This window comes from Anaeromyxobacter soli (assembly GCF_022808855.1).
In the GTDB taxonomy this organism is placed as follows: Bacteria; Myxococcota; Myxococcia; order Myxococcales; family Anaeromyxobacteraceae; genus Anaeromyxobacter; species Anaeromyxobacter soli.
In genome coordinates, this window is the sequence record NZ_JAKZLF010000001.1 from 185,449 (window position 1) to 210,459 (window position 25,011).

At 74.1% G+C, this 25,011-nt stretch carries 24 protein-coding genes and 1 pseudogene; 9 read left to right on the forward strand and 16 right to left on the reverse strand.

The features are described 5' to 3' along the window. Nucleotides 1–113 precede the first annotated feature (113 nt). The gene (locus MLV88_RS00720; protein ID WP_243336563.1) at nt 114–2,576 is read right to left on the reverse strand and encodes a DUF3536 domain-containing protein; all 2,463 of its coding nucleotides are present in this window, start codon (nt 2,574–2,576) and stop codon (nt 114–116) included. Nucleotides 2,577–2,690: 114 nt separating this feature from the next. On the opposite strand from MLV88_RS00720, the gene thiD reads away from it, so the two are divergent. Together thiD and MLV88_RS00730 are read left to right on the forward strand one after the other, a co-directional pair. Then, on the forward strand, nt 2,691–3,473 hold the full coding sequence (gene thiD / locus MLV88_RS00725; RefSeq protein ID WP_242356540.1) for a bifunctional hydroxymethylpyrimidine kinase/phosphomethylpyrimidine kinase: 783 nt from the start codon (nt 2,691–2,693) through the stop codon (nt 3,471–3,473). A 321-nt stretch (nt 3,474–3,794) separates the two neighbouring features. Next, on the forward strand, nt 3,795–4,238 hold the full coding sequence (locus MLV88_RS00730; protein WP_242340715.1) for a bacteriohemerythrin: 444 nt from the start codon (nt 3,795–3,797) through the stop codon (nt 4,236–4,238). Nucleotides 4,239–4,256: 18 nt separating this feature from the next. Here the strand turns inward: MLV88_RS00730 and MLV88_RS00735 are convergent, their stop codons facing one another. Next, complete coding sequence (locus MLV88_RS00735; protein ID WP_242356542.1) at nt 4,257–5,015, reverse strand: YdcF family protein; 759 nt, start codon at nt 5,013–5,015, stop codon at nt 4,257–4,259. A 197-nt stretch (nt 5,016–5,212) separates the two neighbouring features. Between MLV88_RS00735 and MLV88_RS00740 the strand changes: the two genes are divergently transcribed. Then, nucleotides 5,213–5,452: a hypothetical protein gene (locus MLV88_RS00740; RefSeq protein ID WP_242356544.1), complete on the forward strand. Its 240-nt coding sequence runs from the start codon at nt 5,213–5,215 to the stop codon at nt 5,450–5,452. Nucleotides 5,453–5,465: 13 nt separating this feature from the next. On the opposite strand, the gene MLV88_RS00745 is transcribed toward MLV88_RS00740, so the two are convergent. Continuing rightward, entirely contained in the window at nt 5,466–6,836 is a 1,371-nt protein-coding gene (locus tag MLV88_RS00745; RefSeq protein ID WP_242356546.1) for a tryptophanase, read from the reverse strand. Nucleotides 6,837–7,026: 190 nt separating this feature from the next. On the opposite strand from MLV88_RS00745, the gene MLV88_RS00750 reads away from it, so the two are divergent. Next, entirely contained in the window at nt 7,027–8,613 is a 1,587-nt protein-coding gene (locus MLV88_RS00750; RefSeq protein WP_243336565.1) for a sodium:solute symporter family protein, read from the forward strand. Between the two features lie 25 nt (nt 8,614–8,638). On the opposite strand, the gene MLV88_RS00755 is transcribed toward MLV88_RS00750, so the two are convergent. Next, nucleotides 8,639–9,235: an outer membrane beta-barrel protein gene (locus tag MLV88_RS00755; RefSeq protein ID WP_243336566.1), complete on the reverse strand. Its 597-nt coding sequence runs from the start codon at nt 9,233–9,235 to the stop codon at nt 8,639–8,641. Nucleotides 9,236–9,519: 284 nt separating this feature from the next. On the opposite strand from MLV88_RS00755, the gene fusA reads away from it, so the two are divergent. After that, the gene (gene fusA, locus MLV88_RS00760) at nt 9,520–11,589 is read left to right on the forward strand and encodes an elongation factor G (protein WP_243336568.1); all 2,070 of its coding nucleotides are present in this window, start codon (nt 9,520–9,522) and stop codon (nt 11,587–11,589) included. 63 nt (nt 11,590–11,652) lie between these two features. On the opposite strand, the gene MLV88_RS00765 is transcribed toward fusA, so the two are convergent. The 5 genes from MLV88_RS00765 to cimA all read right to left on the reverse strand — a co-directional run bounded on the left by MLV88_RS00765 (nt 11,653) and on the right by cimA (nt 17,494). Continuing rightward, nucleotides 11,653–11,919, reverse strand: a complete 267-nt coding sequence (locus MLV88_RS00765; protein WP_242356848.1) for a hypothetical protein — start codon at nt 11,917–11,919, stop codon at nt 11,653–11,655. 267 nt (nt 11,920–12,186) lie between these two features. Then, nucleotides 12,187–13,164 carry an aldo/keto reductase gene (locus MLV88_RS00770; RefSeq protein WP_242356845.1) on the reverse strand — a complete coding sequence of 326 codons (978 nt, stop codon included), beginning with the start codon at nt 13,162–13,164 and terminating at the stop codon, nt 12,187–12,189. Nucleotides 13,165–13,206: 42 nt separating this feature from the next. After that, nucleotides 13,207–14,688 (reverse strand): M48 family metalloprotease, encoded by a 1,482-nt coding sequence (locus MLV88_RS00775; RefSeq protein ID WP_242356843.1) that lies wholly within the window; start codon nt 14,686–14,688, stop codon nt 13,207–13,209. Between the two features lie 176 nt (nt 14,689–14,864). After that, a complete protein-coding gene (gene leuB, locus MLV88_RS00780) occupies nt 14,865–15,929 on the reverse strand; it encodes a 3-isopropylmalate dehydrogenase (protein ID WP_242356841.1) in 1,065 nt (354 codons plus the stop codon). Next, nucleotides 15,926–17,494, reverse strand: coding sequence for a citramalate synthase (gene cimA, locus MLV88_RS00785; protein ID WP_242360843.1), 1,569 nt, complete (start codon nt 17,492–17,494; stop codon nt 15,926–15,928). Before cimA ends, leuB begins: the two co-directional genes overlap by 4 nt. Here cimA and MLV88_RS00790 point away from each other — a divergent pair. Next, a pseudogene (locus MLV88_RS00790) lies at nt 17,493–17,912 on the forward strand (DUF4112 domain-containing protein); the annotation flags it as partial. The gene cimA and the pseudogene MLV88_RS00790 sit on opposite strands and share 2 nt — an antisense overlap. A gap of 128 nt (nt 17,913–18,040) precedes the next feature. Here the strand turns inward: MLV88_RS00790 and MLV88_RS00795 are convergent. Further along, nucleotides 18,041–18,997: a 1-acyl-sn-glycerol-3-phosphate acyltransferase gene (locus MLV88_RS00795; protein WP_243336570.1), complete on the reverse strand. Its 957-nt coding sequence runs from the start codon at nt 18,995–18,997 to the stop codon at nt 18,041–18,043. A gap of 210 nt (nt 18,998–19,207) precedes the next feature. Here MLV88_RS00795 and MLV88_RS00800 point away from each other — a divergent pair, with 210 nt between their 5' ends. Continuing rightward, nucleotides 19,208–19,738, forward strand: coding sequence for a ferritin-like domain-containing protein (locus MLV88_RS00800; protein ID WP_242340480.1), 531 nt, complete (start codon nt 19,208–19,210; stop codon nt 19,736–19,738). Between the two features lie 130 nt (nt 19,739–19,868). Then, nucleotides 19,869–20,192, forward strand: a complete 324-nt coding sequence (locus tag MLV88_RS00805) for an FKBP-type peptidyl-prolyl cis-trans isomerase (protein ID WP_242340479.1) — start codon at nt 19,869–19,871, stop codon at nt 20,190–20,192. A 14-nt stretch (nt 20,193–20,206) separates the two neighbouring features. Here MLV88_RS00805 and MLV88_RS00810 read toward each other — a convergent pair whose 3' ends face one another. The 5 genes from MLV88_RS00810 to MLV88_RS00830 form a co-directional block, all read right to left on the reverse strand. Then, nucleotides 20,207–20,461 carry a hypothetical protein gene (locus MLV88_RS00810; protein ID WP_242340478.1) on the reverse strand — a complete coding sequence of 85 codons (255 nt, stop codon included), beginning with the start codon at nt 20,459–20,461 and terminating at the stop codon, nt 20,207–20,209. A gap of 93 nt (nt 20,462–20,554) precedes the next feature. Further along, complete coding sequence (locus MLV88_RS00815; RefSeq protein ID WP_243336571.1) at nt 20,555–20,746, reverse strand: hypothetical protein; 192 nt, start codon at nt 20,744–20,746, stop codon at nt 20,555–20,557. Nucleotides 20,747–20,947: 201 nt separating this feature from the next. Further along, nucleotides 20,948–21,361 carry a peptidoglycan-binding domain-containing protein gene (locus MLV88_RS24410; protein WP_243336573.1) on the reverse strand — a complete coding sequence of 138 codons (414 nt, stop codon included), beginning with the start codon at nt 21,359–21,361 and terminating at the stop codon, nt 20,948–20,950. Continuing rightward, entirely contained in the window at nt 21,358–22,509 is a 1,152-nt protein-coding gene (locus MLV88_RS00825) for a DUF748 domain-containing protein (RefSeq protein WP_242360979.1), read from the reverse strand. The genes MLV88_RS24410 and MLV88_RS00825 overlap by 4 nt, the downstream gene beginning before the upstream one ends. 143 nt (nt 22,510–22,652) lie before the next feature. Further along, on the reverse strand, nt 22,653–24,101 hold the full coding sequence (locus tag MLV88_RS00830) for an aminoacyl-histidine dipeptidase (protein ID WP_242340474.1): 1,449 nt from the start codon (nt 24,099–24,101) through the stop codon (nt 22,653–22,655). A gap of 133 nt (nt 24,102–24,234) precedes the next feature. Between MLV88_RS00830 and MLV88_RS00835 the strand changes: the two genes are divergently transcribed. Next, a complete protein-coding gene (locus MLV88_RS00835; protein WP_242360983.1) occupies nt 24,235–24,429 on the forward strand; it encodes a hypothetical protein in 195 nt (64 codons plus the stop codon). A gap of 9 nt (nt 24,430–24,438) precedes the next feature. On the opposite strand, the gene MLV88_RS00840 is transcribed toward MLV88_RS00835, so the two are convergent. Next, nucleotides 24,439–24,966 (reverse strand): ribonuclease H family protein, encoded by a 528-nt coding sequence (locus tag MLV88_RS00840; RefSeq protein ID WP_242340472.1) that lies wholly within the window; start codon nt 24,964–24,966, stop codon nt 24,439–24,441. Nucleotides 24,967–25,011 lie beyond the last annotated feature (45 nt).

The following is a 25,011-nucleotide window of genomic DNA, read 5'->3' on the forward strand; positions in this document are numbered from 1 at the left end:
CGCCGGGCGGCGGATTCTACACGGGGGCGGCGCGAGCGCGACGCTCGCCGTGGTGGGACGGACGGAGGCGATGTGGTCGCCCAGGCGCCGGCGCGAGCGGCCTCGCGGCGGGATCAGCGGAGCGCGGGCGGCGCCTCGGTCCGGCGCGGGGCGTACCCGGCGCGGAGGAGGAGCGTCCGCTCGTCGAACCAGAGCCGCCGCGCGAGCCGGGCGGTCCGCTCCCGGTCGAGCGTGATCCCGCGCGTGCCCGCCCACTCCCAGAAGCGGTTCTGCGGCTCCCAGAGGTCGAGCCAGAGCCCGACGCGCCGCGCGAGCTCGAGGATCGCGATGAGCTCGTCTGCGCGCGCCGGACCGCCGCGCCCCGCGACGAGCGCCTCGAGGCGCGTCCGCACGAGCTCCTCGACCTCGCGGCGAACCCTCACGACGTCGAAGTGCGCGCCCAGCGCGCTGGCGAGCTGGACGGTCGCGAGGAGCTCGGCGATCCCCTCCTCGATGCTCACCGCGCCCGCCCGCGCGCGGGTCGTGACGTCGAGGATGCGGCGGGTGAGCGTCACGTCCGCGGCGACCCTGAGCGGCGTCGGCACCGGCGAGTCGATCTCCCGCAGGAACTCCATGAGCCGCCGGTTGTCCTCGAACACCCGCAGGTAGTCGTCCTCGTACCGGCGCATCGTCCCCTCGAGCAGCACGCCCGCCACGCGGCGGCGCTCGTCGAGGAACAGGTCGCGCAGGGCGTAGTCGCGCCCCGGGAACGCGCGATCCACCTCGCGCAGGAGCCGGGCGAAGGAGATGCGCTCGAGCTGCGCGAAGAGGATCCGCTCGACCTCCGCCTGCGCCTCGGCGCCCGGGTACGGCACGAGCCCGCAGCGGAAGTCCGCCGCGCCGAAGTGGACGACGCAGTACAGCGCGTCGACGGCCTCTCGCGTGATGACGCTCTCGAGGTGCATCCGCCCGACGGCGAGCGTCGCGGGCCCGGACTGCGCCCGGCGCGCAGAGTCGAGCCGGTAGCGGAAGCAGAACAGCTGACCGTCCGGAGGCAGCTCGCGCACCGTGCTCGCGATGGCGAGGTGCGCCCCGACGCCCTCGAGCGACGCCACGCTGGGGCGGACGAGGCTCTCGTAGACCCGCCGCCCGTCGCCGAGGGCGGGGACGTTGGACGGGGCGCGCGCGAGCGCCTCGACGAACGCGGGCTCGAGGTCCACGCCGGACGCGTCGCGGACCAGCTGGATCGCGCGCGCCGCGTACTTCATCACCTGGACCGTCTCGATCCCGGAGAGCTCCGCGAAGAACCAGCCGCAGCTCGTGAACATGAGGAGCGCCTGCCGCTGCATCTCCAGGAGGCGGAGCGCCTTCACCGTCTCGTCGGCCCCGAGCGGCCGCCCCGCCTCGCGGCGCAGGAACTCGTCCGCCTCGCGCCGATCCGGATCGAGCACGACCTCGACGTACCGGTCGCGCGCGCCCCAGGGATCGGTGAGCAGGGCCGCGGCCTCGCGCTCGAACACGTCGCCGAGCGCTGCGCGCAGCGTCTCGAGCGCGGCGAGCAGCGGCGCGCGCCACGCCTGCGTCCAGCCCGGCTCGGCCCCCGCGTTGCAGCCGCAGTCGGAGCGCCACCGCTCGATCCCGTGCGCGCAGCTCCAGGACGAGCCCTCCGCGATCTCCGCCTCCCACTCCGGCTCCATCCGGTCGAGCGCCTGCCCCAGGTTCACGAGCTCGAGGTCGTCGCGCCGGCCGAGGAGGCGCAGCGCCGCCGCCAGGACCTCGTCCCCGCCCTTCTTGTGGTGGCCGAGCGTCTCGCCGTCGAAGGCGATGGTGAGGATCTCGTCGTGCGCGCGGCCGGGATCGAAGCCGCCCTCGAGGCGGCGGATGAGGGCGTCGGGGGACGAGAGCGCGTCGCCGAAGGCGAGGTCGCGGGCGATGTGCCCGTCGTAGAAGAACACGGCGAGCTCGCGCTGCCCCGCGCGCACGCGATAGGGCCGGGTGGGATCGAAGCGCGCGTCCGTCGCGTCCAGCCACTCGCCGCCCGGCGGACGCACGCGCCGCGCCTGGTAGGGCGAGAGCACGGTGTAGCGGATCCCCTCCTCCGCGAGCGCCTCGAGCGTGGGCGTGTCCGCGGCGGTCTCGGGCAGCCAGAAGCCCTCGGGCGCCCGCCCGAAGCGGCGGCGGAAGTCGGCGATGCCCCAGCGGATCTGCGTGCGCCGGTCGCGCGGCGACGCGAGCGGGAGGATCGCGTGGTTGTAGCCCTGCGCGAGCGCGTTCCCGTGCGCGCGCCGATCGACGCTCTTCTGATCCGCCTCGACGACGCGCGCGTGAACGTCCGGCCGCTCGCGCTCGAGCCACGCGAGCAGGGTCGGGCCGAAGTTGAACGACAGGTGGACGTAGTTGTTGACGATGTCGACGATGCGGTCTTCCGCGCTCTTGAGGCGCGCCGCGCCGTTCGGCGCGTAGCACTCGACGGCGATCCGCTCGTTCCAGTCGTGGAACGGCTCGGCGGAGTCCTGGACCTCGATGGCCTCGATCCAGGGGTTCTCGCGCGGCGGCTGGTAGAAGTGGCCGTGCAGGCAGAGGAAGCGGCGCGTCACCGCTGCATGTTAGGCGCGCCCGGACCCCGGGCCCCGCCCCCCGGTGGGCCGCGGGCGGGCGGGCCGCCGACATGGGCCCGCCCGGGCGGGGGCTTTCGGTTATGTTGCCGCGCCATGAAGGTGGCCCTCACCATCGCCGGCTCCGACTCCGGAGGCGGCGCCGGCGTCCAGGCGGACCTCCGCACGTTCGCAGCCCACCGCCTCCACGGCACCTCGGCGCTCACCGCCGTCACCGCGCAGAACTCGATCGGCGTCACGGCCTGGGTGGCGCTCGAGCCCGCCATGGTGGTGGCGCAGATCGAGGCGGTCGCGACCGACATGCAGGTCGCCGCGACGAAGACCGGAATGCTCGCGAACGCGGGGATCATCGCGGCCGTCGCCGAGGCGGCGGCGCGGCTGCCGCTGGGACCGCTCGTGGTGGATCCGGTCATGATCGCGAAGAGCGGCGACGCGCTGCTCGACGCGGCGGCCGAGCGCGCCTACGTCGAGCGCCTGTTCCCGCGCGCGACGCTCGTCACGCCGAACCTGCACGAGGCCGCCGCGCTGCTCGGGCGCCCGGTTCGCGACGTCCGCGCCATGCGCGCCGCCGCGCGCGACCTCGCCGCGCTCGGCGCGCGGGCCGTGCTCGTGAAGGGCGGGGCGCTCGAGGGCGACCCGGTCGACGTGCTCTTCGACGGCGAGGACATCATCGAGCTGCCTGCGGCGCGCGTCGAGACCGAGAACACGCACGGCACCGGCTGCACCCTCTCCGCGGCGATCTGCGCGCGCCTGGCGCTCGGCGACGGGCTGCTCGACGCGGTGCGCGCCGCGAAGGCCTACCTGACGGAGGGGCTCAGGCGGTCCTACGCCGTCGGGCGGGGCCGCGGCGTCGTCGACCACCTGCACCCACTGCGGTGAGCCGCGCACCTCACCCTCCGTGATGAACGGGCGAGGGAGGTGGTTCACCGTACGTGCTACACCCAGATCGCTCGCTCGGCCGCCCGCCAGGATCTCCGAGATCGAGCGGAGCGGTCTTCTACCGACTCTCGAATCGAGCGCATTGCCGAGTATTGCGGTCTAGATCGCGAGACCCGCGGGAACACGGCGGTTCGAGCGCGATGTCTAGAAATCTCGGGTGCGGCCTCGCGCCGCATGGGGCCGACGTGGTAATTCGCGAGACCTTTCCACTCGAAACACGGCTCCGACGCACCGGAGCTCCCACGGCAGGAGGCGCGCCTCATGTGGATTCAGTGGCACTCGGGTCACGCGGTTGGGATCGACTCGATCGACGCGAAGCAGCGCGATCTCCTGCACCGCACCAATCGCCTCGTAGAGACCGTGCGCGCCGGACGCGTGGACGAGGCGGTGACGAGACTCGAGCTGCTGCGGGTCGCCGCCGAGGCCCAGTTCATCGAGGAGGAGGCGAAGCTCCGCCAGGCCGGCGCGAGGAGCCTCGCGCGCCACGCGCACGAGCACGAGCGCTTCCTCTCCGACCTCGACGAGCTCGTGGACAGCGTCACGCGGCGGGGCCTCGTCGCGCTGCAGGAGGTCCGCTTCACCTCCTGGCTGCCGCGCTGGATCGACATCCACGTCGCCCGCACGCACGGCGATCTCGCCTCGCTCGCCCCCTCGCGCGCCGCGCCCGCGCTCACCGCACGCGTCGCCGCCGACCGCGTCGCGTAGCGCGCGCGATCTCTCGCCTCACCGGCTGTAGCCGGCGAGGCGGTAGACCACCCTCCCCGCGAGCTCGTGCAGGGCCTTCGTGCTCTGCGCGAGCGCGCCCGCCCGCGGCAGCCAGCTCCCGCCCCGCCCCGCCCGCCGGTCGACCGGCAACACGTCCGGTGACAGGCCGACGGCGCGGAAGCAGCCGAGCGCGCGAGGCACGTGCGCGGCGCTCGTGACGAGGAGGAGCGAGCGAAACCCGTGGGCCGCGACGAGGCGCGCGGACTCGATGGCGTTCTCGCGCGTGTTGCGGCTGCGCGGGTCGATCACGATCGCCGCTGCGGGCACGCCCCACCGGACGAGCGCGTCGCGCAGCCGCTCCGCCTCGGACGGCTCGCCCGGCGCCAGCTCGACCGGACTGCCGGAGAGGAGGAGGTGCCGGACCCGCCCCGCCCGCCAGAGCTCGAGCCCGCGCAGCACGCGGTCGACCGCGTCCTGGAGCTCGGTCTCGCCGCTCTCCCGCGACGCGTCGGCGTCCACCTGCCCGGCGAGCACGATGGCGGCGTCGTAGACGACCTCGGGGCGGAAGGTGCGCTCGGCGCCCGCCTCCGCGAAGCGCTGGATCCCGTTGGCCACCGGCGCGAGCGACGGCGCGACGAGCACTGCGACCGCGGCGAGCCCGAGCGCCCACGGCGCGCGCGGGCGGCGGTGGAGGAGGGCCGCGCCGAGGAGCAGGACCAGGTTCCAGGTGAGGGGCGCGACCGCGAGGTCGAGGAGCTTGGAGAGGGAGAGGAACACGTGACGGCGCCATGAATACCCGATCCGCGCCCTCGACGGCGTCGCCCTGCCCGGGGAACGGCGGCCGTGGGCGTGAGGACACGCCGGCCGTGTCCCACCGTCCACCGCACGCCGATTCGCCCGTCCGCGTGAGGCTTCTCGCGCGGGCACGCCGGCTGCACTCGCGTGCCTCGAACCCGCAGCACCGAGGAGCCCCGATGTCCCGCATCTACCTGCCGCTCGTCCCCGTCACCCTGCTCGCCGCCATCGCGGCGGCGTCCGCCTGCTCGAAGCCGCGCGAGCCCGAGACGCGCCTCATCCCGCCGGCGATCCCGCTCGCCGCGGCGGCGGAGCCGGCGAGGCCCGCTCTCGCCGCGCCGCCGGCCCAGGAGACCGACGCGAGCGGCGCGCCCACGGCGGAGGACGTGCGGGAGTTCGACCGGAAGGTCCCGAAGTAGCGCCCCGCCCGGCTCACGCCCAGCGGAACTCCGCCGTGAAGTGGCGGAGGTACTTCGCCTGGTGGGTGAAGCGCACCCCGCGCACCTCGCGCGCCTTCGCCTTGAGCTCGCAGATCACCTCGGCCGCGTAGTCGAAGTGACTCTGGGTGTAGACCCGGCGCGGGAAGGCGAGCCGCACCAGCTCGAGCGGGTGGTAGGTCTCGGAGCCGTCGTCGAGCCGCTTGCCGAACATGACCGAGCCGATCTCCACGCCGCGGATGCCGCCCTCCAGGTAGAGCGCGGCCGAGAGCGACCAGGCCGGATAGTCGGCGGGCGAGAGGTGCGGGAGGAAGCTCCGCGCGTCGAGGTAGACGGCGTGGCCGCCGGTGGGCTCCACGATGGCGACGCCCGCGGCGAGGAGCTTCTCGCCGAGGTACTCGGCGGTGCGGAGCCGGTAGCGGAGGTAGTCCTCGTGCAGGACCTCCTCGAGCCCGACGGCGATCGCCTCGAGGTCCCGCCCGGCGAGGCCGCCGTAGGTGGGGAACCCCTCCGTCAGGATGAGGAGGTTCCGCGCCGCCTCCACCCAGCGCTCGTCCCGCAGCGCGATGAAGCCGCCGATGTTGGCGAGCCCGTCCTTCTTGGCCGACACGAGGCAGCCGTCGGCGAGCGAGAAGATCTCCCGCGCGATCTCGCGGGGCGTGCGGTCCGCCTGGCCGGGCTCGCGCAGCTTCACGAACATGGCGTTCTCGGCGAAGCGGCAGGCGTCGAGCACGAGCGGCTTGCCGTGCCTGCGGAGCAGCGCCGCGTAGGCGCGGACGTTCTCCAGCGAGACGGGCTGTCCGCCGCCCGAGTTGTTCGTGAGGGTGATCATGCCGAACGGCACCCGGTCCGCGCGCTCCGCGAGCAGGCGCTCGACCTTGCCGAGATCGATGTTCCCCTTGAACGGGTGGCGGCTCCTCGGCTCGAGCCCCTCGGGCACCACGAGGTCGAGCGGCTCGACGCCGTCGTACTCGAGGTTCGCGCGGGTCGTGTCGAAGTGCGTGTTCGAGGGGACGACGTCGCCCGGCTTCGTCGCGACCGAGAACAGGATCCGCTCCGACGCGCGGCCCTGGTGCGTGGGGATGACGTGCGGGTAGCCGGTGAGCTCCTGCACCGCCCGCTCGAAGCGGAAGAAGCTCCGGGCCCCGGCGTAGCTCTCGTCCCCCTCGACGAGCGCCGCCCACTGGTGCGCCGACATCGCACCGGTGCCGGAGTCGGTGAGGAAGTCGAGGAGCACGTCCTCGGCCCGCAGGTTGAACGGGTTGAGGTGCGCCGCCTCGAGCAGGCGCGCCCGCTCCTCCCGCGTGGTCATGCGGATGGGCTCGACGGACTTGATCCGGAACGGCTCGATGATGGTGCGTGGCACGCGATGAACCTCCCGCCGTGGTGTGCTGCCGAGCTGGACGACCTCGCCGCGTGATTCGCGAATCGGCCCGTCGTCCGGCGCCCCTTCGCCGGGGCTGCGCCCCTGCGCCGCGGAGCATAGCTCCCGCCGGCATCCCTCCCCCGCTCACCGGGTGTTCACGGATGAGTGTCGCCCGACTACCATGCGGGGCATGCCTTCCTGGGTCTACGTGGGGATCGTCGTCGCGTACGTGGTCGCGATGCTCGCCGTCGGCTGGCTCGCCATGCGCCGCACGCGCGACGTGCACGACTTCTTCATCGGCGGCCGCAGCCTCGGGCCGTGGATGAGCGCGTTCGCCTACGGGACGACCTACTTCTCGGCGGTGCTGTTCATCGGCTACGCCGGCAAGCTCGGCTGGGGCTTCGGGATCCACACGCTCTGGATCGTCCTCGGCAACGTCGTGGTCGGGACGGTCCTCGCCTGGAGGCTCCTCGCCGCCCGCACGCGCGAGATGACGGCGCGGCTCGACGCGATCACCATGCCGCAGCTCCTGGCGGCGCGGTACGGCTCGCGCGCGCTCCAGATCGTCGCGGCGCTCGTGGTCTTCGTGTTCCTCGTCCCCTACTCCGCGTCCGTGCTGATGGGGCTCTCGTACCTGTTCGAGCTGACGCTCCACATCCGCTACGAGACGGCGCTCTACCTCCTCACCGCCATCACGGCCGTGTACCTCGTGATGGGCGGCTACTTCGCCGTCGCGGTGAGCGACTTCCTGCGCGGCATCGTCGAGTTCGCAGGCGTGATGATCATGGTGTGGCTGCTCGCGCACCGCCCGGAGGCCGGGGGCTTCGTCGAGGCCACGCGGCGGCTCCTCGGGGATCCCGCCGCGATGGCGCCCGGGCTCGTCGCGGTGAAGCACGTCGGTGCGGGGACGCCGCTCGCGCTCGCCGTGCCCGGCTGGCTCACGCTCGCCGCGCTCGTGCTCATCACGAGCCTCGGGCCCTGGGCGCTCCCGCAGATGGTCCAGAAGTTCTACTCGATCCGCTCGCGCGCCGACGTCAGCCGCGCGCTCGTCATCGCCGGCGTCTTCGCCCTCTTCATGGCCTTCGGCGCGTACTACAGCGGGGCGCTCACGCACCTCCGCTACGGGGCGCGCCTGCCGCCCGAGCTCATGGGGCCGTCCGGGCCGATCTGGGACAAGATCATGCCGCACTTCATCACGACCTCCGGGCTGCCCGAGGCGCTCGTGCTGGTGATCGTGCTCATGGTCTTCTCGGCGTCGATGTCGAGCCTGTCGTCGCTCGTGCTCGTCTCCAGCTCGGCGATCGGCATCGACCTCTACGGCGCGATCGCCGGCCGGGAGCGCACGCCGCGGCACCAGATGGCGGTGCTGCGCGGGCTCTGCGCGGTGTTCGTGGGGCTCTCGCTCGCCATCGCGCTCGCGAAGCCAGCGGTCATCGTGAACCTCATGGTGATGAGCTGGGGCACGCTCTCGGCGGTGTTCCTCGCGCCCTTCGTCTACGGCCTCTTCTGGCGGCGCGCGACGCGGGCGGGGGCCTGGGCCGCGATCGCCGCGGGTCTCGCGGCGGCCTTCGTGCTCTTCCCGGCCTGGGGCCCCGACGGCGTCCCCCTCGCCGGCGCGATCGCGACCCTCGTGCCCCTCGCCGTCCTGCCGCTGGTGAGCGTGCTCGGCCGCGCCCCCGAGGCCGCCCGCGTCGCGCGCGCGTTCGGGGACGAGGCCGGCCTCGCGGGCGCGCCCGCGGAGGCGGGCCTGGACGGCGACGCGCGCGCGGCGGGGTGAGCTCGCCGCCGCGGCGCGCCGCGCGCTACAGCCGGACCATCAGCGCGGCGAGCACGCTGATGGTGTCCTCCGAGAAGTCGCCGAAGTACGGGTTCCAGCCGAGCTCCACGCCGACCCGGAGCTTGTCGTTCACGTGGTAGAGGCCGCCCGCCGCGAGGCGCATCGTGACGCCCACCGCGCTATCCGAGGAGCTCCCGAACGGCGTGTCGATGGTCGACCGCGCCCAGTACAGCCCGAGCCCCGCGTCGCCGTACACCGCGACGGCAGGCGCGAGCGGGAGCGTGAAGCGCGCCGCCGGCACGAGCTTGAAGATGTTGGTGGCCTGCGAGTAGTCCCCGACTCCCGTCGAGGTCGAGTCCGAGAAGCGCGTGAACCCGAGCGAGCCCAGGGCGCTGAGGTTCATCCTCGGACCCAGCGCCTGGACGGGCAGCTCGCCGTCCAGCCGCAGCCCGAAGCCGGTCGTGCCGCTCGCGAACTCGAACCCCACGAGGCCGCCGGCGCTCAGCGCCTGCTCCGTGGACGGCGCCCCCACCGCCGGACGCGGCGCCACCTCCCGCGCCTCTGCGCGGGCGGCGAGGAGCGCGAGGGCGAGCCCCGCGACGGCTGAGCCGCGAACTGCCATGTCCACCTCCCGTCGAGCGCGCCCGCTGCGGGCGCCGGTGAAGCGCCTGTTGTAGAGGGCGGGGGCGCTGCGCGCAGCGAAACCACTTGTCGAGGCCCTTCACGGAGCGGCATCGCGCCGGACGCGTGTCGTGCGCGCCGGGGCCCCGTCGGAGCACGGGCCAGGCCCCGCGCGCGAGGAGCCCGGCGCCCGCCCGTGCGCGCGGGCACCGGTCGCGCGCCGCCGCGCGCCGCGCCGCCGTATACTCCTCGCGCGCCGCGGTCGAGGCGGCGCCGGGGGCAGCCATGACGAGCGACGGCCCGAGACCTGCGGCGGGCGAGCGGCGCATCCGCGCCATCCGGAACATCGGGATCATGGCGCACATCGACGCCGGGAAGACGACGCTCACCGAGCGGCTGCTCTTCGTCGCCGGGCGCACGCACAAGATGGGCGAGGTGCACGACGGCCTCGCGGTGATGGACTGGATGGACCTCGAGCGGGAGCGGGGCATCACCATCACCTCCGCGGTGACGAGCTTCGAGTGGCGCGGGCACGAGCTGCACCTCATCGACACCCCCGGCCACGTGGACTTCACGATCGAGGTGGAGCGCTCCCTGCGCGTGCTCGACGGCGCCATCGCGGTCTTCGACGCGGGACACGGGGTCGAGCCGCAGAGCGAGACGGTGTGGCGGCAGGCCGATCGCTACCGGGTGCCGCGCATCGCCTTCGCGAACAAGATGGACCGCGTCGGCGCCGACCTCGCGATGACGCTCGCCTCGATGCGGCGACGCTTCCCGGACCAGGTGATCGCGCCCGTGCAGCGGCCGCTCGGCGCCGAGGCGGCGTTCCAGGGGTTCGAGGACCTCGTCTCCCGGCGCACGCTGCGCTTCGGCGACGTGGACGACCCGCGGGCGTTCACCGAGTCGGAGGGGATCTCGCGCGAGGGCGAGGCCGAGCGCCAGGCGCTCGTCGAGCGGCTCGCCGACGTGGACGACGCGGTGGCCGAGGCGGTCCTCTCGGACGCCTCGGTGGACGAGGGCGCGCTGCGGAGCGCGATCCGGCGCGCCACGCTGACCGGGAGGTTCGTCCCGCTCCTGTGCGGCTCCGCGCTCCGCAACAAGGGGGTGCCGCAGGTGCTCGACGCCGTCTGCGACTACCTCCCCTCCCCGCTCGACGTCCCGCCGGCGCGAGGCGAGGACCCTCGCACGGGCGAGGCGGTGGCGTGTCCGGCCGACGAGCACGCGCCGCTCGTGGCGCTCGCCTTCAAGGTGTCGCTCCTGGACGAGAAGCGGCGGCACGTCTTCGTGCGCGTCTACTCGGGGCGGATCGCCGAGGGCGACACCGTCTGGAACGCGAGCCTGCGCAGGCACGAGAAGGTCTCGCGCGTGCTCCTCATGCACGCCGTGCAGAAGAAGCGGGCGCCCGCGCTCGGGGCGGGTCAGATCTTCGCGGTCACCGGCCTCAAGGAGACGCGCACCGGCGACACGCTCTCCGACCCCGGCCACCCGGTCGTGCTCGAGCGGCTCTCGGCGTACGAGCCCGTCATCTCGCAGGCGATCGAGGCCGCGTCGCTCTCCGACCGCGAGGCGCTCCTCGAGGCGCTCGCGCAAGTCACGGACGAGGACCCGAGCTTCCGCTTCGGCGAGGACCCGGACACCGGTCAGCTCATCGTGTCGGGGATGGGCGAGCTGCACCTCGAGATCGTCGCCGAGCGGCTGCGCCGCGAGTTCGGGCTGGCCGTCCGCACCGGCCAGCCGCAGGTGCTCATGCGCGAGACCCTCACCGCCGAGGGGGAGGCGACCGCCGCGTTCGAGCGGAAGACCGAGGAGCTCGAGCTCTTCGGCGAGGTGACGGTCCGGGTGGGCCCGCTCGCGCGGGGCGGCGGGTTCCGCTTCCGCGTCGACCCCGCAGCGGCGGCGCTGCCGTTCCTGCGCGCCGAGGTGCGCGGGGCGGTCGAGCAGGGCGCGCGCGAGGCGGCGGAGGCCGGCGTCCTCGAGGGCTATCCGCTCCAGGACGTGGAGGTGGTGCTCACCGGCGCGACGTGGCGCGAGGGCGGGTCGAAGCCGATGGCCTACAAGGTCGCCGCGGCCGACGCGGTGCGCGAGGCCGCCGGTCGCGCCCGGCCGGTGCTCCTCGAGCCCGTGATGCGGGTGGAGATCGTCGCGCCCGGCGAGCACCTCGGCGCGGTGATCGGCAGCCTCGACCAGCGCAGCGGGACGATCCTCGACGTGGCGGATCGCGGCGCCGCCACGAAGGCGATCCAGAGCGAGGCGCCGCTGCGCCGCATGTTCGGGTACGCGACCGAGCTCCGGTCGCTCACGCAGGGCCGGGCGGTATTCACGATGCGCTTCGACCGGTTCGACGCCCTGTCGTGAGCGGCCCGCGGCCGCGGCGCTCGGGCCCGACGGCGCCGTGGAGCGTCGATCCTCGACGGCCCGTCAGACCGCCGCGCGGGAGAGCCTGAGCTGCTCCTGCCGCCGCAGCGCCCGGGCGAACAGGAAGAGGAACACCGGGGCGAACAGCGTCACGGCGAGCAGGGCCGCGAGCGCCGTGACCGCCGCCAGGGCCACCGTGAAGGCGACCGCCACGGCCTGCGAGATGAAGTCTCCGAAGGCCCGGAGGCGCTTCGCGATCGAGAGGGGAGCTGCGGGCGCCGCTTGAATCTCTGCCGCGATGGTGACGACCTCGGTCTCGGACTCGCTCATGGGCGTCTCCCGTGTCCAGGTGCTTGGACTCGGGATACGGGGCCCGGCTGACCCGCGCCATGCGGCAACTTGTCGCCCTGTTGAATTAATCCGCGGGGTTGCAGGCCGCGCTTTGACGCCGATCACGTCGCCCACCAACCCGCGTCCCGGGATATCCCACCGGCACAACGAAGTGGACTGATTCAGTCAACATGGACTACATCGGTCCATCACACGCCTTCACCGGAGGAGCTCGGCGAGACTCCAGCCCCATCAGGCACTCGCGCGTCACGTCCACGCGAGCCGCGCGCGCCGCTCCCAGTACGCGGCGGCGGGCTCCGCCAGCGTCGCCAGGGTGGCGAGCTCGGTGGGGGCGAGCACGAGGAGCGCGGCGGCGAGGTTCGAGTGGAGCTGCGCCACGGTGGTGGGGCCGAGCAGCACGACGTCGGCCCATGGCTGCGCGAGCGCCGCGGCGAGCGCGACGGCGTCGGGAGTCGAGCCCCGGGCGCGCGCGAGCTCCGCGAGCGGGCCCGACGCGCCCGCGTCCCCTCGCGCGGTCAGCCGGCCGTTCGCGAGCGGCTCCTTCACCATCACCGTCCGGCCGGCGGCGTGCGCCTCGCGGAGCGCCTCCTCGCAGGAGCGCTCCAGCACGTTCCAGGTGGCCTGCACGCTCGCGAAGAGCGGCGTCCCCCCGCGCGACACCGCGAGCGCGCGCCGGACCGTCTCCGCCTGGCGCACGCCCGTCACGGTGAGGCCCACGCGGACCCCGCCGTCGCGCAGCCGCGCGAGCGCGTCGAGCACCCCCGCGTCGTCGAGCACCCCGGTCTCGAGCGTCGCGGAGTGGATCTGGTAGAGGGCGAGGTGCGTGCCGAGGATCGCGCGCGTCTCGGCGAGCTGCTCCTCGAGCGCGGCGAGGGAGTGATCCTTCACCTCGTGCCGCTCCACGTCGAGCCGCCACCCGCCCACGTAGCGGTAGCCCCACTTCGACGAGACGGTCACCTCGCCGGGCGCGAGGCCGCGCGCGTCGAGCCACGAGCGGACGAACGCCTCCGCGCGGCCGTACGAGCGCGCCGCGTCCACCCATCGGACGCCGGCTGCAAAGGCGGCGTCGAGGACCGCGTGGGCGTGGCGCTCCAGCTGCTCCGGCGAGCGGCCGCCCGCGAGGTCCTCGGCGTGGCCGAGGGTCATGTACGCGGGCCGGCCGATGGCAGCCGTGCCGAGGGCGAGGCGGCGGAGCCGCGCCGCGCCGAGCGCATCCAGTTCCATGGCCGCGAGGTTACCCGACGCGGGCCGGCGCGAGGGAGCCCTTCACGACCCGGGCTGCTGCTGGAGCTGCTTCGCGGGCACACCGCCCGTGATGCGCTTCGCCGTCGTGCCGCCGGGGAGCTTCCCGTCCTTGTCGACGCCGTTCACGATGGCGACGACGTCGAGCGGCACGGTGGACGGGAACTGCTGGTTGAACTCGGAGATCGTCATCTCGCGCGGGACGCGGACGACCTCCACCTTGGCGGGCTGGACGTTCTCCGCGGACTTGTCCGTGAGCGGGCCGAAGGTCGAGAGGGCCTGCTTGAACGTCGCCTCGTAGCCGGAGAACGCCTGGGCCGGGGAGTAGCCGACCAGCTGGTACGTGAGGCCGCCGTGAGACACGAACGACACGATCCCGTTCAGCACGCCCTGGTCCGTCTGCGCCTGGAAGTAGCTCGCGGTCGCGGGCTGTCCCCCGAGCGTCCCGGACTGCGGCGCCTGCAGCGGCTTCACCCCCTCCTGCTGGAAGAACTTCTTCGTCGCCTCCTCGGGCGAGAGCTTCCCGGCGGCCGCGAGCTGGAGGGCCGCGTCCTGCTTCGGGCTCACCGCCACGACCGCGCTCGGGGAGTTCTGCGCCTTCCAGCCCTGCGGGAACTTCATTTGGAACTTGAGGCCCGGGTGCAGGAACGTGTCGCCCTTGAAGAAGCCCTGCCGCGGGTCGTCGCCGAAGACCATCCCGGACACGAGCTGGACGTAGCGATCGTGCTCCACCTTGGCGCCCGGCGGGATCGTCGCCTTGGCGGCCCGCTCGCGCGCGGTCTCGGCGCGGTTGCCCGGGTCGGGGTGCGTCGACTGCCACTCCGGCACGCGCCCCGCCCCCTGCTGCGCGCTGGAGCGCTCCAAAGTGACGAACACCTTGGACATCTCGCGCACGTCGTAGCCCTGCTGCGACATGTACTTGAAGCCGAGCTGATCCGCCTGGCGCTCGGCGTCGCGGCCGTACTTGAGGAACAGGAGCTGGAGCCCCGCGGCGGCCGCCTGTCCCATCTGCGCGAGCTCCGGCGAGACGATCATCCCGACCCCCAGCCCGAGCTGGGCGAGCTGCTGCTTCGAGAGCTGCTCGACCGAGTGGCGCGCCGTGATGTGCCCGATCTCGTGCCCCAGCACGCTCGCGAGCTCGGCCTCGGAGCCGAGGTACGTGAGGATGCCGCGCGTGATGAACACCGGACCGCCCGGCAGCGCGAACGCGTTGACGGTGGGGTCGTCGAGGACGGTGAACTGCCACGGGAGATCCGGCCGCTCCGAGGCCTTGGCGATGCGCATCCCGATCTCGCGGACGTAGGCCTGGACCTTCTCGTCCGGGTAGACGCCCATCTGCTGCTTCACCTGCTCCGCGCTCTGCTTGCCGAGCGCGATCTCCTGATCCTTGGAGACGAGCGAGAGCTCGCGCTTTCCGGTGACCGGGTTCACCGCGCACGCGCCGGCGAGCGCGAGGGCGATCGGGAGGGCGATGAGCGAGCGAGCGGCCGTGGAGCGACGGGTCATGGGAGCAGTCTCCTCGAGCGAACGGTCGAAAGTCGAAGGCGCCCGCCCCGCGGATCACGGACGGGCACGCCTCGAATTCATTTTACGGACCGTTCCTGCTCCGCGCCTCACCCTCGGTCGCCTGGACCCGATGGAGGCGGTCGCGCGGGCGACCGGGCGGGGCCGGACCCGGGCGTTCAACTCGCGAGGCGCCGCAGCACCTCGTCCGCCATCGCCCGGGTGGACAGCGTGCCGCCGAGATCGCGGGTGCGCGCGCCGTCGGTGACGGCCGCGTCCGCCGCCTTCTCGACGGCCGCCGCCTCCGCCTCGAGCCCGAGCGAGTGGCGGAGCATCATCGCGGCCGAGAGGATGGTCCCGAGCGGGTTCGCGATCCCCTTGCCGGCGATGTCCGGCGCGGAGCCGTGGATCGGCTCGTACAGGCCCGGCCCGCCCGCCCCGATGGACGCCGACGGGAGCATGCCCATCGAGCCGGCGAGCACCGACGCCTCGTCGGTGAGGATGTCGCCGAACATGTTCTCGGTGACGACGACGTCGAGCGACGCGGGCGCCGCGACGAGCCGCATCGCGGCGGTGTCCACGAGCATGTGGTCGAGCGCCACGTCGGGGTTCGCCGCGCCGATCGCGCTCGTCACCTGCCGCCACAGGCGCGAGGACTCGAGCACGTTCGCCTTGTCGACCGACGTCACCTTGCGCCGGCGGCCGCGGGCGAGCCTGAACGCGAGCTCCACCACCCGCTGCACCTCGTAGTCGTGGTACTCGAGCGTGTCCACGGCGCGGACGTGACCGTCCTTCTCCTCCCGGCCCTTCGGCTGGCCGAAGTAGAGGCCGCCGGTGAGCTCGCGGATCACGAGCAGGTCCACGCCGGCGAGGCGATCCGCCTTGAGCGGCGACGCGTCCACGAGCGCGGGGTGCACGCGCACCGGGCGCAGGTTCGCGAAGACGCCGAGCCCCTTGCGCAGCCCGAGGAGCCCCTGCTCCGGCCGGACCTTGGCCGCCGGGTCGTCCCACTTCGGCCCGCCGACCGCCCCGAGGAGGACCGCGCTCGAGGCCTGGCAGGCGGCGAGCACCTCCGGCGTGAGCGCGGTGCCGTGCCGGTCGATGGAGCACCCGCCCATGAGGTGCTCGGACAGCTCGAAGACGTGGCCGCCCTTCCGCGCCACCGCCTCGAGCACGCGGATCGCCTCCGCGGTCACCTCAGGCCCGATGCCGTCACCGGGCAGAACGACGATCTTCGCCCTCACGCTTCGCTCCCTCCGTTCTCCGCGGCGATCGTGATCCCGTACTCCAGGGCGTCCACGATCGCGCGCCAGCTCGCCTCGATGATGTTCGGCGAGGCGCCCACCGTGCTCCAGACGCGCTTGCCGTGCTGCGTGTCCACGAGCACGCGCGTGACCGCCGCGGTGCCGTTCTTGCCGTCCAGGATGCGGACCTTGTAGTCGACGAGCTTGAGCTCGGCGATGCGAGGGTAGCGCGGCAGGAGCGCCTTGCGCAGCGCCGCGTCGAGCGCGTCGACCGGCCCGTCGCCCTCGGCGGCAGTGTGCAGGAGCTCGCCGTCGACGCGCACCTTCACCATCGCCTCCGAGAAGAGCCCTCGCCCGTCGCGGTGCTCGACGTTCACGAGGAAGTCGACGAGCTCGAACGGCGCGCGGTACCCCGGATCGTGCCGCTTCATCATGAGCGCCACCGACGCCTCGGCCGCCTCGAACGAGAAGCCGCGCGCCTCGAGCGTCTTGATCTCCTCGAGCACGTCGGCGACCCCCTCGCCCGCGCCGAGCCCCAGCTCCTCCGCCTTCGAGAGCAGGTTGCCGCGGCCGGAGAGCTCGGAGACGACGACGCGCATCTGGTTGCCGACGAGCTCGGGCAGGACGTGCTGGTACGAGGCCGCGTTGCGCCGCATCGCCGCGACGTGGATCCCGCCCTTGTGGGCGAAGGCCGAGCGGCCGACGTACGGGAGGTGCTCGTCGGGGGCGAGGTTCGCGACCTCGGCGACGAAGTGGGAGAGCTCGGTGAGCGACTGGAGGTGGCCCTCGGGCAGGCACCGCAGCCCGAGCTTCAGCTCGAGCCCGGGGATGACCGAGCAGAGGTCGGCGTTGCCGCAGCGCTCGCCGTAGCCGTTGATCGTGCCCTGCACCTGGATCGCGCCCTCGTGCACCGCGGCGAGCGAGGTCGCCACCGCCGTGCCGGAGTCGTCGTGGGCGTGGACGCCGAGCGGCGTCTTCACCCGGGCGCGGACCGCGCGGATGATCTCGGCGGCCTGCCACGGCAGCGTCCCGCCGTTCGTGTCGCACAGCACCAGCGTCTCGGCGCCGCCGCGCGTGGCGGCCTCGAGCGTGGCGAGCGCGTAGCCGGAGTCGGCGCGCCAGCCGTCGAAGAAGTGCTCGGCGTCGTAGATGACGCGGCGGCCGCGCTCGCGGAGCCAGGCCAGGCTCTGCTCGATGATCCGCAGGTTCTCGTCGAGGCTCGCGCGCAGCACGTCGGTCACGTGCAGCGTCCAGGTCTTGCCGACCACGGTGCACACCGGCGCGCCCGAGTCGAGGAGCGCCCGGAGGTTCGCGTCGTCCTCCGGCACCCCGCCGACGCGGCAGGTCGAGCCGAACGCCGCGATCGCCGCCCGCCGCCACGGCAGGTCCCGCGCGCGCGCGAAGAACTCGGCGTCCTTGGGGTTCGAGCCCGGCCAGCCGCCCTCCACGAAGGCCACGCCGAGCTCGTCGAGGCGGCGCGCGATCCGGAGCTTGTCCTCGCACGAGAGGGAGATCCCCTCGCGCTGGGTGCCATCGCGCAGCGTGGTGTCGTAGATCTGGATCATGGGCCGTCCGTCGAGAAAGAAGGGGGAGTATACACGCCGCGCGCCCGGGTCTCGGGGCGGTCGCGTGCTCGACGGCGCTGACTTCGAAATCGGCGGCGCCGGCCGGGCGCCCGATCCCAGGCTGCGCGAGGCGCGGCTCGTCGCACGCTGGCTCGACGCCGCGTTCCGCATCCCCGGGACCGATCTGCGCATCGGCCTCGACCCCATCATCGGGCTCTTCCCCGGCGTGGGCGACGTCGCGACGAGCGTGGCGGCGGCGTACGTGCTCCTCGTGGCGTGGCGGCTCGGGGCCCCGACGGTGCTCGTCGCGCGGATGGGGATGAACCTCGCCGTCGACGCGGTCGTCGGCGCGGTGCCGCTCCTCGGCGACCTCTTCGACGCCGGCTTCAAGGCGAACCTCAGGAACGTGCGGCTCCTCGAGACCTGGCTCGCGGCGCCCGCGCCGACGCGCCGCGCGAGCGGGCTCGTCGTCGCGGGCGTGCTCGCCGCGGCGCTCGCCGTGACGGCGGCGGTGGCGTTCGCCGCCATTCGCGTCGCCGCGTGGGCCTACGGCGCGCTGCGGGCGGGGGGCCCGGCGCGGCGGGCGCGGGCGCGGGCGCGGCCGTCCGTCGCCGGGGGCGCGGCGCGCCGCTCGCGCGCAGCGCCGCGCGGCGGGGTGGGCGGCCCGGCGGCCTCCTCCGCCTCGGCGTGGCGCGCTCCGCGCACGAGCGCGACGAGCGAGGCGACCTGCGCGAGCGTCCGGTGCGCCGCGGCGTGGTCGAGGGTCTCCTGCACCGTGCGCTGCACCTCGCGCGCGACGGCGCTGCTGTACTCGGAGTCGACGAGGGCGTCGCGCCCGCGCGCGCCGACCTCGACGGGCGGGTGGAACACCACCTTCCACCGCGCCGGCAGCGGGAGGGCGAACACCGGCAGCCCGATGGAGGAGCCGATGAGCGGCTCGAGGAAGCGCACCGTCCAGGCCACCGGCAGGCTCTCCTCGCCCCCGAGGATCGCGACGGGGACGATGGGCGCGTCCAGGGCCGCGGCGACGCGGACGAACCCGCGGTTCCACGGCCGCATCCGGTAGGCCTCCCAGAAGGGCTTCGTGTTCCCCTCGACGCCCTCCGGGAACACGCCGACCGTGCGGATCTCCGGCGGGAGGCGCTCGGGCCGCCGGAAGGACGACGCCGGCAGCGCGCCGAGGCGCCGCAGGAACGGCCCGAGGACCGGCGCGGCCAGGGCCGCGTCGGCCGCGGCGAAGTACGGGCTCGCCTCGCGCCCGAGGACACGGCGCACCGCCAGCGCGAGGAAGAACGCGTCGAGCGCGAACCAGCCCGCGTGGTTGGGCGCGAGGACGAGCCGGCCGCTCCGCGGGAGGTGCTCCGCTCCCTCCACCTCGAACGAGAACCACCCGAGCCGGACGAGCCGCTCCATCAGGGGGACGAGCTTCCCGCCGACGAGCGCCTCGTCGATGGCCGGGGGCGCGGCCGGCTCGAGCGCCGAGGGGCGATGCGGCGTGGACATCCTGAGGGCCTGTGGGCCGGGCAAGCTCGGGAACCGCCTCGCCCGCACGTCCGGCTCCCGGGCGGGCCACGGCAACGCTGCGCTCCAGCCGCCGGGGCGAGAAGCCCCCACACGGAGACCCAGGGCGGTGCATCGCTCGGCGATGTGCAGCGTTAGGTCTGCTGGGCTCCCTCGACCCGCGCAGCGCAGGCGCCCACGCCTGGAGGAACCATGAACGACGCCGCGATCGACTTCGCCAAGCTGAACCTGCAGGACGCCCTCGATCTCGCGATCCTGATCGAGGAGGAGGCGCGCGATCGTTACCAGGAGTTCACCCGGATCGTGGGCGGCCGCTACGCCGGGGACGCCTCCGACATGTTCATGCTCATGGCCTCCTACGAGAAGCGCCACGGCACGGAGCTCGCCGAGCGGCGCCGCGCGAGGTTCGGCGACGCCCCGCGGCGCGTCTCGCGCGAGCAGCTCTACGACGTCGAGGCCCCCGACCCCGGCCAGCCGCGCGTGTTCATGTCCGCCCGCCAGGCGCTGGAGGTCGCGCTCTCGTCCGAGAAGAAGGCGTTCGACTTCTTCTCCTCCGCGCTGCCCTACGTGAAGGATCCGGACGTGCGGGCGCTCTTCGAGGAGCTGCGCGCCGAGGAGCAGAAGCACCAGACCCTCGTGCGGGACCGGCTCGAGAAGCTGCCGCCCGGCCCGGACGTGGAGGAGGAGGAGGCGGACGAGCCGGGCTCCGATCCCGGGAATTGACGGCCGGCCCTGCGCGCCGACGGCCGATTACGTTTCGCGAACAGGCCCCCGACGTCCACCGAAGGTGATCGCGAATCACGAGCTGTCGTCTAGGATGCGGCCCGACCACCCGAGCGCGAGGAGTACACGCATGGCCAAGCCGAAGATCGAGGACGTCGTGAAGGGGAAGGGCCCGGAGGCGGTGCGGGGCAAGACGGTCGAGGTGCACTACACGGGCTGGCTCACCGACGGGAAGCAGTTCGACTCGTCCGTCGGCGGCGATCCGTTCTCGTTCCGGCTCGGCGCCGGAGAGGTGATCGAGGGCTGGGACCGCGGCGTCGCGGGGATGCGCGTCGGCGGCAAGCGAAAGCTCACGCTGCCCCCGGACCTCGCCTACGGGGCGCGCGGAGCGCCGCCGGCGATCCCGCCCGACGCGACGCTCGTGTTCGAGGTCGAGCTGCTCGCGGTCTACTGAGCGAGCAGGCCGGATCAGAGCGGCTGGCAGTGCGGCAGGCGAGCCGCGTGCTCGTCGTCCACGCGGCGGAAGCGGTACGTCCGCCCGCAGCGCTGGACGTGCCTCACCTCCCCGGCCTCGTCGAAGAGCACCGGGAACCCGGCGCGTCGCCACTCGCGGCGGGTCCCCACGGTGTTCAGCACCCGGGCGACGGTCGGCGGCGTCGACGCGTCGTCCTCCCCCTCGAGCTGCCAGCAGTCCGGCTCCGGGGCGGTCGGCAACAGGGCCATGTTCACCTCCGCGCTGCTCCGAGCACGCTAGCAGCGTGGCCCGCTCGCCGGCGGCGTCCTCGATGTGTTCGGCCGAAGCGGGGACGTGCGCTTTCACCGCGCTCGGAGCAGGAACGCCACGCCGCCCCACAGGCCGGCGAGGCCGGTCGCGACGTAGAGCGCGCCCGCGGCCATGGCCCGGCCCCCCGTCAGCGTCCCCGCGCTCGTGCGCATCGACCTGCGCAGGAATCCGTCCCGGACCCCGAGCCAGGCGCACGCGAGGCCCGAGACGAGGAGCACCGCCACGGCGAGCCAGTGCAGGGGGTTTCCGCGATCGAGGAAGAGCTCGATGACCGCCTCCGGGGCTTGCCCGCGCCGAATCTACCGCGGAGGCGCGCGCGTGTCCGCCGGGCCTGCCGCCCGCCGGCGCGTGGGCCCGCGCGGGAGCCGGGCTCGGATCCGGCGAGCTCGCCCGGGCGAGGATGGCTGCCCCGGCGGACCGGGCGTTCAGTCCCCCTTCCCGCCCCCGTCGCGCCCGTAGGCGCGGTCGGGGTCGACCCCCAGCCGCTGCAGGGTCTCGCGGTCCGGGAAGCCGGTCGCGGCGAGGTCCTGCGATTCCTGGAACTTGCGAAGCGCGCGCGAGGTCGGCGCGTCGAGCTCTCCCGCGCGGTGCTCCCCGAGGAGGCCGCGATCCGCGAGGGCGCCCTGGATGTCCTTCACCGCGCCGGGGGCGAGGAGCGCCTCGGGGCCCGCCGGGATGCGCGGCCGCCCGGCCTTCGGCGGGACGCCCTTCTCCCCGGCGCGGTCCGGCGCCTCGGGCCGGGGCGACTCGCCGCCCGCCGGCGAGGTGGGGTGCTGCGGATGGCGGCACGCCGCGGCCGCGAGCGCGACGGCGACCACGAGCGTCCGCCGCCGGATCACTTCTCCCCCGTCGGCTGGGCGCGCGGCTGCGCCTCCCGCCTGGGCGACAGCGCGCGCCTCGCCTGCTCGACGACGTTCTCGGGCCTCTTCGCCTCGGGCGGCGGCAGGCCGGAGAGGCCGTCCTCGAGGCCGCGGACGAACGCGTTCCGCACGATCCCCAGGATGGTCGGGACGGCCTGCGCCTCCGGATCGTCGACGGTCCCCTGGATCGGGATCGTCGTGGCGACCGCCTCGCGGCCGGGGACGTCGTCCTTGAAGATGCTGAGCGTCACGTCGGCGAGGAGCGACTTCAGCTTCGGCCCGAGCCCCGGCTTCGCCGGCCTCGTCCCGGCGTCCTTCAGGATGGGGCGGACGCCGCCCGAGATCTTCCCGCCCTCGGCGCGGAAGCGGAGCGACATGTCGAGCTCGCCCTTGTCGGGCGCGATCCCCGCCTTCGCGCCGACGATCGAGGCGAGCTCGACGAGCTGCAGGCGCTCGAGCCGGCCCTGCCCGGCGAACGTGAGCTTCTTCGCGAGCGGGTCCGCGGTCGCGAAGAGCGAGACGGCGCCCGAGCGCTGCAGCACGCCGCGCGCGGCGAGCACCGTCGGCTCGTTCTTGGCGAGCGCCTTCCGCGTCGCGAAGTTCTCGAGCGTCCCCTCGATCCGGTGCACCCAGAGCTCCGGCCGCTCCGGCTCGCGCTCGTCCACCCAGCGGAGCTCCCCGTCCTTCACCTGGAGGCGATCGAGCCGGAACGGCGCGAGCGCCTCGATCCCGTGGCCGACCTGCGGCGCCTCCGCGGCGCCCTGCTTCCTCGGCTGCTCCTTGGCGCTCACGAGCGTGAGCTTGGGCTTCTCGAGCTCGACGGCGGCGACGACGTGTCCGCGGACGAGCTCCTTGAAGTAGAGGCCGAAGCTCGCGCGCTCGACCTGGAAGTACGGGAGCGCCGAGCCGCCCGGCGCGAGCTTCTCGATGCGCAGGCCGCGGATGGCGTAGGACAGGTCGTGGACGCTCACCTCGACGTCCTGGAAGCGCCCGCGCATCCCCTCCATCCCCGCGAGCACCTTGCGCGTCCGCCAGGTGACGAGCGGGTCGAGCGCCGCGCGAGCGCCGACCAGCACGACGAACAGGATGGCGAGCGCCACGAGGAGGCGCTTGCGGCCGCGGCGCATCGAGACCCCCAGCGAAAGCTGGGAACCCGCCGCCGCGCGCGCACGCGACTCGAGGCGAGGGCGACGCGGGGGCCGCCCGGCCGCCCGACGCGCGCGCCCCCTGGTCACCGCGCGAGCGGCTCACGCCGTCGCGCCCCGGGCGCTCAGACGCGCTCGAGCACGGCCACGAGCAGCCTCCAGAACGCCGCCACCGAGGCGATGCGCGCGTGCTCGTCGGGCGTGTGCGCGTCCTTGATGTCGGGGCCGATCGAGGCCATCTCGACGCCCGGGTACTTCTCGCCGATGAGGCCGCACTCGAGCCCGGCGTGGATCGCCTTCACGATCATCGGCTTCCCGAACACCTCCGCGTGCACCCGGTCCACGAGCTTCACGAGCGAGGACCCGGGCTCCGGCTTCCACCCCGGGTAGCCGCCCTCCTGGCTCGCCTCGAAGCCGGCGAGCGCGCACGCCGCCGCGATGCGCGCGGCCAGCGCCTGGCGCGAGGCGTCGATGGCGCTGCGGGTGAGGAAGGTCACGAGCACCGTCCCGTCCTGCGTCTGGACGAGCCCGAGGTTCGTCGAGGTCTGGACGAGGCCGGGGATGGCCGGGCTCATCGCCTCGACGCCGTGCGGCCCGGCGAGGAGGAGCCCGAGGACGGCGCGCGCGTCGCCGGGCGACATCACGCGATCGGCCTCGCCCGGCTCCACGTCGATCGCGAGGTTCGGGTCGAACGCGCCGAGCGCGGCGCGCCACTCGCGCGCGAGGCGCGCCACGTCCTCCCGCAGCGCGGCCTCGCGCCCCGCGTCCACGCGCACCATCGCCGAGGCCTCGCGCGGGATGGCGTTCCGCTTGTTCCCGCCGCTCACCGTCGCGAGCGCGATCCCGTGCCGCTCCACGAGCGCGTCGAGCACCTGGGCCAGGATGCGGATGGAGTTGCCGCGACCCGCGGCGATGTCCACGCCGGAGTGGCCGCCCTTCAGGCCCGAGAGCTTGATCCGGAGCGGCAGGGTGCCCGGGGCGGGCGCCGAGAGGGCGACCTTGCGGGTCGCGACCGTGTCCACGCCGCCGGCGCAGCCGATGGTGAGCTCCCCCTCCTCCTCGCTGTCGAGGTTCAGGAGGTAGGGCGAGCGGAACCAGCCCGGCGCGACGCCCTTCGCCCCGGTGAGCCCCGTCTCCTCGTCGATCGTGACGAGCACCTCGACCGGGCCGTGGCGGACGTCCTGGCTCGCGAGCACCGCGAGGCCCGCCGCGACGCCGATGCCGTTGTCGGCGCCGAGCGTCGTGCCGCGGGCGCGCACCACCTCGCCGTCGCGGTACACGGGGATGGGGTCCTTCGCGAAGTCGTGGGGGGTGCCCTCGTTCTTCTCGCAGACCATGTCGACGTGGCCCTGGAGGCACACGCCCGGGCGGTCCTCGCGGCCCTTCGTGCCCGGCTTGCGGATGAGGACGTTCCCGAGCGCGTCGGTCAGGACCTCGCAGCCCAGCGCGCGGCCCTGGTCGGCGACCCAGCGGGCCGCCTGCGCCTCGTGCTTCGAGCCGCGCGGGATCCGGGAGAGCTCGAGGAAGTACCGCCAGAGGAGCCTGGGCTCGAGGTCGCTGAGGAGATCGCTCATGGGTGGCCTCCGGTGCCGGAATGGAATGGGCGCGCAGGGTACCACGGCCCCGCCCGGCGCCCGGACCGCGTGGCAGGCGACCCCTCCCTCCCGGGGGCGTGCCACGGAGCGGCGGAGGTGCGACGTTCCCGGCGTGGATCCCGCCGCACCATCGCCACGCCCCCGGTCGGAGGAAGACCTCGAGCGCTGCGCCTCCTGCGGCGAGCGGCTCCGGCCCCGGGATGCCCGGTCGTGCGCGCTCTGCGGCCGCCGCACCTGCCTGCGCTGCCTCGCCCCGTACGGCCACTTCATGCAGGCGTGCGAGGAGTGCCGGCTCGCCTCCTGGTGACCGCGGCGCTCAGCGGATGACGGCGGCCGCGCGAAGCGCCTCGACGACGCTCGCCTCCGTCGGCCCGGGGACACCCCGCGCCGCCGACTGGGCCAGCGCGTCGACGACCTCGTTCACCGCGTGCCCGTCGTGGCCCCGGACCCAGGCGTAGCGGACGGAGAGCTCCCGGCCGCGCGCGTCGAGCGCCTCGATGAGGTCGCGGTTCAGCACCGGCTCGCCGGCGGCCGTCTTCCAGCCCTTCTTGCGCCAGCCGTGGATCCACTTCGAGAGCGCGTCCACCACGTAGCGCGAGTCCGAGACGACCTCGACCGACTCGCCCGCGGGCAGCCCCTGGAGCGCCTCGAGGACGGCGCGCAGCTCCATCCGGTTGTTCGTGACCGCGTACGTGCCGTCCTGCACCCAGCGCGTCGCGCCGAAGCGGAGCGCGGGCCGGACGCGGTCGACGACGACGAAGCCCGTGCCGCCCGGGCCGCCGGGGTTCGAGAGGGAGGAGCCGTCGGAGAAGGCGATGTAGCGGGCGGGAGCGTCTTTCGGCATGGGGGCGGCAAGGTAGCGGAGGGATCTGACCCCGACCCCGACCTC